The 7,510-nt window shown below is 57.8% G+C and carries 5 protein-coding genes; 3 read left to right on the top strand and 2 right to left on the bottom strand.

All coding sequences use genetic code 11. The annotated features are described in order from the left end of the window. Positions 1-1,545, top strand: a 1,545-nt coding sequence (locus tag IM290_RS13575) for a molybdopterin dinucleotide binding domain-containing protein (protein ID WP_193354480.1), incomplete at its 5' end; no start/stop codon positions are given. Between the two features lie 174 nt (positions 1,546-1,719). Continuing rightward, positions 1,720-3,138 carry a YchO/YchP family invasin gene (locus IM290_RS13580; protein ID WP_032669673.1) on the top strand — a complete coding sequence of 473 codons (1,419 nt, stop codon included), beginning with the start codon at positions 1,720-1,722 and terminating at the stop codon, positions 3,136-3,138. A gap of 1 nt (position 3,139) precedes the next feature. Here the strand turns inward: IM290_RS13580 and narL are convergent, their stop codons facing one another. Next, on the bottom strand, positions 3,140-3,790 hold the full coding sequence (narL, locus tag IM290_RS13585) for a two-component system response regulator NarL (RefSeq protein ID WP_003856701.1): 651 nt from the start codon (positions 3,788-3,790) through the stop codon (positions 3,140-3,142). After that, the gene (gene narX, locus IM290_RS13590) at positions 3,783-5,579 is read right to left on the bottom strand and encodes a nitrate/nitrite two-component system sensor histidine kinase NarX (RefSeq protein ID WP_193042512.1); all 1,797 of its coding nucleotides are present in this window, start codon (positions 5,577-5,579) and stop codon (positions 3,783-3,785) included. Before narX ends, narL begins: the two co-directional genes overlap by 8 nt. Before the next feature lie 309 nt (positions 5,580-5,888). On the opposite strand from narX, the gene IM290_RS13595 reads away from it, so the two are divergent. Then, positions 5,889-7,286 (top strand): NarK family nitrate/nitrite MFS transporter, encoded by a 1,398-nt coding sequence (locus IM290_RS13595; protein ID WP_017693303.1) that lies wholly within the window; start codon positions 5,889-5,891, stop codon positions 7,284-7,286. Positions 7,287-7,510 lie beyond the last annotated feature (224 nt).

The following is a 7,510-nucleotide window of genomic DNA, read 5'->3' on the forward strand; positions in this document are numbered from 1 at the left end:
GAAGTGGGGGGACTGGCGAATCAGCTGGCGGCGCACATGAACTTCGAGCCGGACGATCTCTCGCGCGTGGCGCGTTTCTGGGGAACGGAACGGCTGGCGCAGACCCCGGGCCTGATGGCGGTGGAACTGTTTGACGCCATTGCCCGCGGCGAGGTGAAGGCAGTGTGGATCATGGGCACCAACCCTGCCGTGTCACTTCCCGACAGCCACGCGGTGTGCCAGGCGCTGGCGGCCTGCCCGCTGGTCATGGTATCTGAGGTGATGCAGGAGACGGACACCAGCCGGTTTGCCCATATCCGTTTTCCCGCCCTGGGCTGGGGCGAGAAAAACGGCACGGTGACCAATTCAGAACGCCGTATCTCCCGCCAGCGCGCCTTTCTGCCTGCGCCGGGCGAGGCCAGACCGGACTGGTGGATCATCGCCCGGATCGCAGACCAGCTCGGTTATGGCGATGCCTTCGCCTGGGAACACCCTCAGGAGATATTTTGTGAACATGCGGCGCTGACGGCGTTTGAAAATAACGGCGAACGGGCGCTAAACCTGCGCGAACTGGCGTCGCTGTCGCGAGAGGCGTGGGACGAGCTGGCGCCGTATCAGTGGCATGCCGGTGATTTCCCGCAAAGAACGCTTGTTCCGGTTGACCCCTCCCCGCATGGGGCAGGCGTCGACGAATTGTACCCCTTGATACTGAATACCGGGCGGATCCGCGATCAGTGGCACACCATGACGCGCACGGGGTATGTTCCGCGTCTGATGCAGCATATCGATGAGCCTTTTGTTGAGATGAACGCAACCGATGCGGCGCGCGCCGGGCTGACTGACGGCCAGCTGGCGCGGGTAAGCTCCCCGCGCGGAGTGATGGTTGCCAGAGTACGTATCTCCACCGCGCAGCGTGCAGGCGAGCTGTTTGCGCCGATGCACTGGAACGCGCAATTTGCCCGGCAGGGTAAGGTCAATGCGCTGGTGGAAGGGCGGGTTGATGCCGGGTCCGGCCAGCCGGAGAGTAAACAAACCGCGGTGAGGATCCTGCCCTGGCTACCGGCCTGGCAGGGTGAACTGTATGCCCGCGAGCTGCCAGCGCTGCCGCCGTCGGTCTGCTGGTGGCGTAAAGCCTCACGTCTGACGGTGGCGGGGGAGCAGCCGTTGCTGTCGTGGATCATGGCGTACGCCAGCGGTCGGGGCTGGCAGTTACAGGTGGCACAGACGGGAGAACGCAGCAGCGTGCTCGCCTGGCATCACGGTGAGCTGATGCTGGGCTACTGGGAGGGCCATACGCTGCCGGCGCTGGCGCATGCGTTTATTGAAGAAGCCTTTGCTGCTGCGCCCGTCCAACTTGCTGAACGCCATGCGCTGCTGCACGGGCAACGGCCGGACGAAGATGCCGATCCCGGGCGAATTATCTGTAGCTGCTTCAGCGTGGGTGAAAATACGATACGTAAGGCAATAGCCGGAGGCTGTGATTCTGCCCCAGCGCTGGGCGTGAAGCTGCGCTGCGGCACGAACTGTGGTTCCTGCGTGCCGGAGCTGAAAGCGCTGTTGGGATAATAGTGTAAGGGCGTCGGGTGGCGGCTTCGCACCGGTACGAATTTGTAGGTCGGGTAAGGCGAAGCCGCCACCCGACAAATCTTTTCAGGATATTCCTGAAATTTCTGTTAAGACTGGTTTTCAGGACTTATGGCGTTAACATAATAAGTGTTTGTTCATAAACACAGGTTCTGATTGACGACGTTGAAGGCTGTATCGTCCCGCATCCGTTTTTTGCTGTTACTCCCCCTTTTTACGGCTGGAGCCGTTCATGGTGCGCCGAAATCCTTCGTGCAGCAGGCGCAAAATCCGTTTGATAACAACGGCGATAGTCTGCCGGATCTCGGCATGGCGCAACCGACCAGCGAAGGCGAAAAGCATCTGGCTGAAATGGCTAAGGCATTCGGTGAAGCCAGTATGACCGATAACGGCCTGACGGCCGGGCAGCAGGCGCGACAGTTCGCGTTTGGCAAGGTGCGGGATGCCGTGAGCGGGGAAGTCAACGAGCAGATTGAATCCTGGCTTTCACCCTGGGGAAACGCCAACGTCAATGTGCTGGTGGATGACGACGGCAACTTTAACGGCAGCAGCGGAAACTGGTTTATCCCCTGGAACGACAACACCCGCTATCTGAGCTGGAGCCAGCTTGGGCTGACGCAGCAGACAGACGGGCTGGTGAGTAACGTCGGGGCAGGTCAGCGCTGGGTTGCCGGAAACTGGCTGCTGGGCTACAACACTTTTTACGACAACCTGCTGGAAGACAACCTGCAACGTGCCGGGCTGGGCGCAGAGGCGTGGGGTGAAAACCTGCGCCTGTCGGCCAATTACTACCAGCCGTTCGCTGGCTGGCAGCCGCGTTCCGACATCCGCGAGCAGCGCATGGCGCGCGGATACGACGTAACGGCCAAAGCCTGGCTTCCCTGGTTTCACCACCTGAACACCAGCGTCAGCTTTGAACAGTATTTTGGCGATAACGTCGATCTGTTTAACAGCGGTACGGGGTATCACAACCCGGTTGCGGTCAACCTGGGGCTGAACTATACCCCCGTACCGCTGGTCACCCTGACGGCTGCCCATAAGCAGGGGGAGAGCGGCGTTAGCCAGAATAACCTCGGGCTGAAGCTCAACTATCGTTTTGGCGTGCCGCTGGCGAAACAGCTTTCCGCCGGGGAAGTGGCGGCGACGCGCTCGCTGCGGGGCAGCCGCTATGATTCACCCGATCGCGATAATCTGCCCGTGATGGAATTCCGTCAGCGCAAAACCCTCTCGGTATATCTGGCCACGCCGCCGTGGGATCTTAAGCCAGGCGAAACGGTTATGCTGAAGCTGCAAATTCGCAGCACGCACGGTATCCGGCAGATCCACTGGCTGGGTGATACCCAGGCGCTCAGCCTGACCTCACCGGCAAACGGCAACAGCAGCGATGGCTGGAGTGTGATCATGCCTGCATGGGATGATTCGGAAGGGGCGAAAAATACATGGCGGCTTACGGCCGTGGTGGAAGATAAGGATGGGCAGCGTGTCTCCTCCAATGAGATCACGCTTTCCGTGGTGCAACCGCTCGTCGCAATGCCTGCCGACGATCCACGGTGGAAGTTGCTGCCGGATGAGTAAGTTAAAAAATGCGCTCCTGATGCACCCAGACGGCGGCTTCGACGCGGGATTTTAACTTCATTTTTTTCAGCATGTGTTTGACATGCACTTTGACCGTGCTCTCGGTGATGTCCAGACGGCGGGCGATCATTTTGTTCGGCAGCCCCTGGGCAATCAGCTTCAGAATGTCACGCTCGCGCGGGGTCAACTGGCTGACGTCACGATCAGACGTGGCGCGGTTCGCGCGCAGGCTGGCGGCCAGTACCGGCGTTAACGCTTCACTCAGCACCATCTCGCCTGCGGCAGCCTGTTGCAGCGCCTTGAGCAGATCTTCCGGCTCCATATCTTTCAGCAGATAGCCGTCTGCCCCTCGCTTGAGGGCCGTGACCACGTCTTCTTCATGATTTGAGACGCTGAAGACCACCACCCGGCCAGAGAGGGATTTTTCCCGCAGCTTGTCGAGGGTTTCCAGGCCATTCATGCCCGGCATGTTGAGATCGAGCAAGATCAAATCAGGATCGAGCGATTCGGCAAGTTCAATACCCTGTTCGCCGTTACTGGCTTCCCCGACGACGGTGATATCTGGCGCCATGCTGACAAGCTGTTTAACGCCAGTGCGCAGCATCGGATGATCGTCAATCAACAGGATAGATGCCGGTTCCTGATTAGTCATGGTTTTCTCCTTGAGCAGTTATGAGGGACTTTTCGGGTATAAAGGTGACCACTACTTCGGTGCCACCTGACTCTCCCCGGCGAACCTGGCAATCACCGCGCAGGCTTTGCGCGCGGTCTCGCATGATAATTAAACCATAGTGGTTCGTTCGTTCGGCATTTTCCGGCACGCCGCGGCCGTTATCCTGAACCCTGAGCTTCACCTGATTATCCTGGCAGCTGACGGTGACCGTGACGGCCGTCGCCTCGGCATGCTTGAGCACGTTGCTCAGGGCTTCGCGGGCAATTTGCAGCAAATGGATCGCCTGGTGAGAGGGGACAAAACGCGGTGGCAGCTGGTAATCCAGCTTCACCGGGAAGCCCAGCCGGGCGCTAAACTCCTGACAGCTGGATTCCAGCGCAGGGCGCAGCCCCGGCTCGGTGAGCTGCAAACGGAAGGTGGTCAGCAGCTCGCGAAGCTGAACCCACGAGGTGTTAAGCTCGTTGCGGATCTGGCTGAGCAGCTGTTTGCTGCTCTCGGGCATGCCTTCATCCTGCATTTGCAGGCAGCTCACCTGCATCTTCATGCAGGAGAGGGACTGGGCGATGGAGTCGTGAAGCTCGCGGGCGATGGTGGCACGCTCCTCCATCACGATCAGCTGCTGCTGTTTCTCCTGGTGGCGGTCGAGCGCCAGCGTGGCCGTGAGCTGCTCAACAAGCGTATCGACCAGCTGCTGCTGGTCGTGGCTCAGGTGACGTCCGGCGGGCAGGGTGGCCAGCAAAATACCGTACTGGGTATGGCTGTCCATCAGCCGCCACTTGAGGGTCGTGCCGCTGGTGGTAAGCGGCGGCAAGCCGCGCGGGCACAGATGACACCCTTTATCGTCGCAGGAGATGTCCGACTGACAGGTAAATTCCTGATGGTTTTCCTCATCTTCAACGTCGTAAACCCGAAGCTCAAGATCGCGGAGCAGAGTCAGATTTTGCAGGCCGTTCAGTACCGGCGAGAGACGTTCGCAAAGCGGGACCTGCATATGCAGGCGACGGTTCGCCTGCCAGAGGAAAGAGAGGATCTCGTTTTTCTGCTCAAGCCCGGCGGTTTTCTCCTGGACGCGTTGTTCCAGTACCGCGTAGCTTTCTGATAGCTCTGCCGACATGGTGTTGAGCGCCTCGCCGAGCATCGCCATTTCGTTGCGCCCGCTGATGTGCGTGCGCTGGGTAAAATCGCGCTGTGTGACGGCGCGGGCCATCGCCAGGAGCTGTTTCCAGGGGTTAAGCAACCGCGCGCGCAGCCAGATAACCGTGAAAATCAGCAGCAAACCCATAAACAGCGCCATTGCGCGGTGAACCATCACCACACGGTCAATGCGTAACTCTGTGGTGCGATCGAATGAGGAGACAAGATGATCGATGCGTGACACAAACCCGGCGACGTCCCGGGCGACCGTTTCCCGGTCTTCCGCCCGCTTTAACCCAGGCTCCAGCTGGGTATGCCAGTAGCCCTGAAGCGCCTTAAGCTGAGATTGCTGACCGTCACGGATGGCGGCTCTTTCCAGTTCAGGGCTGAATGCGGTACGCTCCATTTCATCGATAAGCGGTTGGTCAGCCTGCGTCAGCGGTACCGACGCCAGTAGCCGGTAACTCTGCATACGTAGCGAGCCTGCCTCGTTGATGGCATGCGCGTTACCCTGCACACCCTGTACCAGCCAGCCAGAAATAGCCATGCCGGTCACACCGATAGCGGTGGACAGCAGAACAATAAGCGCCAGCTGGTTAACCAGCGTCAGCGGAGATAAACATCTTTTTAACATAGAGTTGCCGGGCTCCTGACGTGACCTGATTGCAGGAATGGCGCTATTCTGGTGCATACCCTGGAGTATACCCATACCAATAAAGGATTACCTCTAAATTGCCAGAGGGGTAACGGTTAGTGGGTGGACGAAGCAGGGATGCGTCAGCACCGTGAAAAAACACACCTTTTTTACGTTTTGCATCTACTCATTAAGAGTGATGGCTTTTTTTTCGTCGCAAAACCTCCCACTTTTCCTTTGATTTATATCAACTTACCGCCGCTCTAAAGCCCTAATGTTTGCAGCATCATTCAAGAATCAGAGGTGTCTATGAGTCACTCTTCCGCTCCCGAAAGGGAAACTGGTGCCGTTATTACAGACTGGCGTCCAGAGGATCCGGCGTTCTGGCAACAGCGCGGCCACCGTGTAGCAAGTCGTAATCTGTGGATTTCCGTTCCATGTCTGTTACTGGCGTTTTGCGTCTGGATGTTGTTTAGTGCGGTTGCGGTTAACCTTCCAAAAGTGGGCTTTACCTTTACCACCGATCAGCTGTTTATGTTGACCGCGTTGCCGTCGCTTTCAGGCGCACTGCTGCGCGTTCCTTACGCGTTTATGGTGCCGGTCTTTGGTGGTCGTCGCTGGACGGCTTTCAGTACCGGGATCATGATCGTACCGTGCGTGTGGCTCGGTTTTGCGGTGCAGGATACCTCCACACCGTTTAGCGTATTCGTGATTATCTCTCTGCTGTGCGGTTTTGCGGGGGCGAACTTTGCGTCCAGTATGGCAAACATCAGCTTCTTCTTCCCGAAAGCGAAGCAGGGTGGTGCGCTGGGCATTAACGGCGGCCTCGGTAATATGGGCGTGAGCGTGATGCAGCTGATTGCCCCGCTGGCGATCTCTGTCTCCATTTTTGCGGCCTTTGGCGGCGGCGGTGTGACGCAGCCCGACGGTTCCGTGCTGTTCTTGCAAAACGCCTCCTGGATTTGGGTACCGTTCCTGGTGGTCTTTACCCTGGCGGCGTGGTTCTTCATGAACGATCTGTCCGCGTCCAAAGCGTCACTGAGCGAGCAGCTGCCGGTGCTGAAGCGTGGCCACCTGTGGGTGATGGCGCTGCTGTATCTGGCGACCTTCGGCTCGTTCATCGGTTTCTCCGCAGGCTTTGCCATGCTGTCTAAAACCCAGTTCCCGGACGTGCAGATCCTTCAGTTTGCCTTCTTCGGTCCGTTTATCGGCGCGCTGGCACGTTCGCTGGGCGGGATGATCTCCGACCGTCTGGGGGGAACGCGCGTTACGCTGGTGAACTTTGTTGTGATGGCCATCTTCTGTGCGCTGCTGTTCCTGACGCTGCCTGCGGGTGGTGAGGGGGGTAACTTCTTTGCCTTCTTCGGCGTATTCATGGTGCTGTTCCTGACCGCCGGGCTGGGCAGTGCGTCTACTTTCCAGATGATCTCTGTCATCTTTCGCAAGCTGACCATGGACCGCGTGAAAGCGCAGGGCGGGAGCGATGAGCAGGCAATGCGTGAAGCCGCCACCGATACCGCTGCGGCGCTTGGGTTTATCTCTGCGATTGGCGCGATTGGCGGCTTCTTTATTCCAAAAGCGTTCGGTATCTCACTGGATCTGACCGGCTCTCCGGCGGGTGCGATGAAAATATTCCTCGTCTTCTATATCGCCTGCGTGGTCATCACCTGGCTGGTATATGGCCGTAATACCAAGAAAAACAAGTAAGCTTGATTATCCGTTTGCGCGGCCTGAGTGCCGCGCTTTTTTTAATCGCCAAATAGTTACAACATACTAATAGCTTTTCCTGTGGTCATACGCAGGTAACGCTGTGATCGCCATCGCTTTACAGGTGTTTCTACCCCTTAATACCTAAGATGTTAAATTTTGCCTCGCTTATTGTACGGCAAATAAAATATATCTATATAAATCATAAAGTTAAAAAATATTAA

The sequence above is a fragment of the Enterobacter cloacae complex sp. S1 genome (assembly GCF_014930525.1).
Lineage (GTDB): Bacteria > Pseudomonadota > Gammaproteobacteria > Enterobacterales > Enterobacteriaceae > Enterobacter > Enterobacter hormaechei_C.

What these genes read in the sequence shown, in the direction of transcription:
- narL (WP_003856701.1), bottom strand. Translation starts at nt 3,790, where the DNA reads ATGACTAATCAGGAACCGGCATCTATCCTGTTGATTGACGATCATCCG.
- narX (WP_193042512.1), bottom strand. Translation starts at nt 5,579, where the DNA reads ATGTTAAAAAGATGTTTATCTCCGCTGACGCTGGTTAACCAGCTGGCG.
- IM290_RS13595 (WP_017693303.1), top strand. Translation starts at nt 5,889, where the DNA reads ATGAGTCACTCTTCCGCTCCCGAAAGGGAAACTGGTGCCGTTATTACA.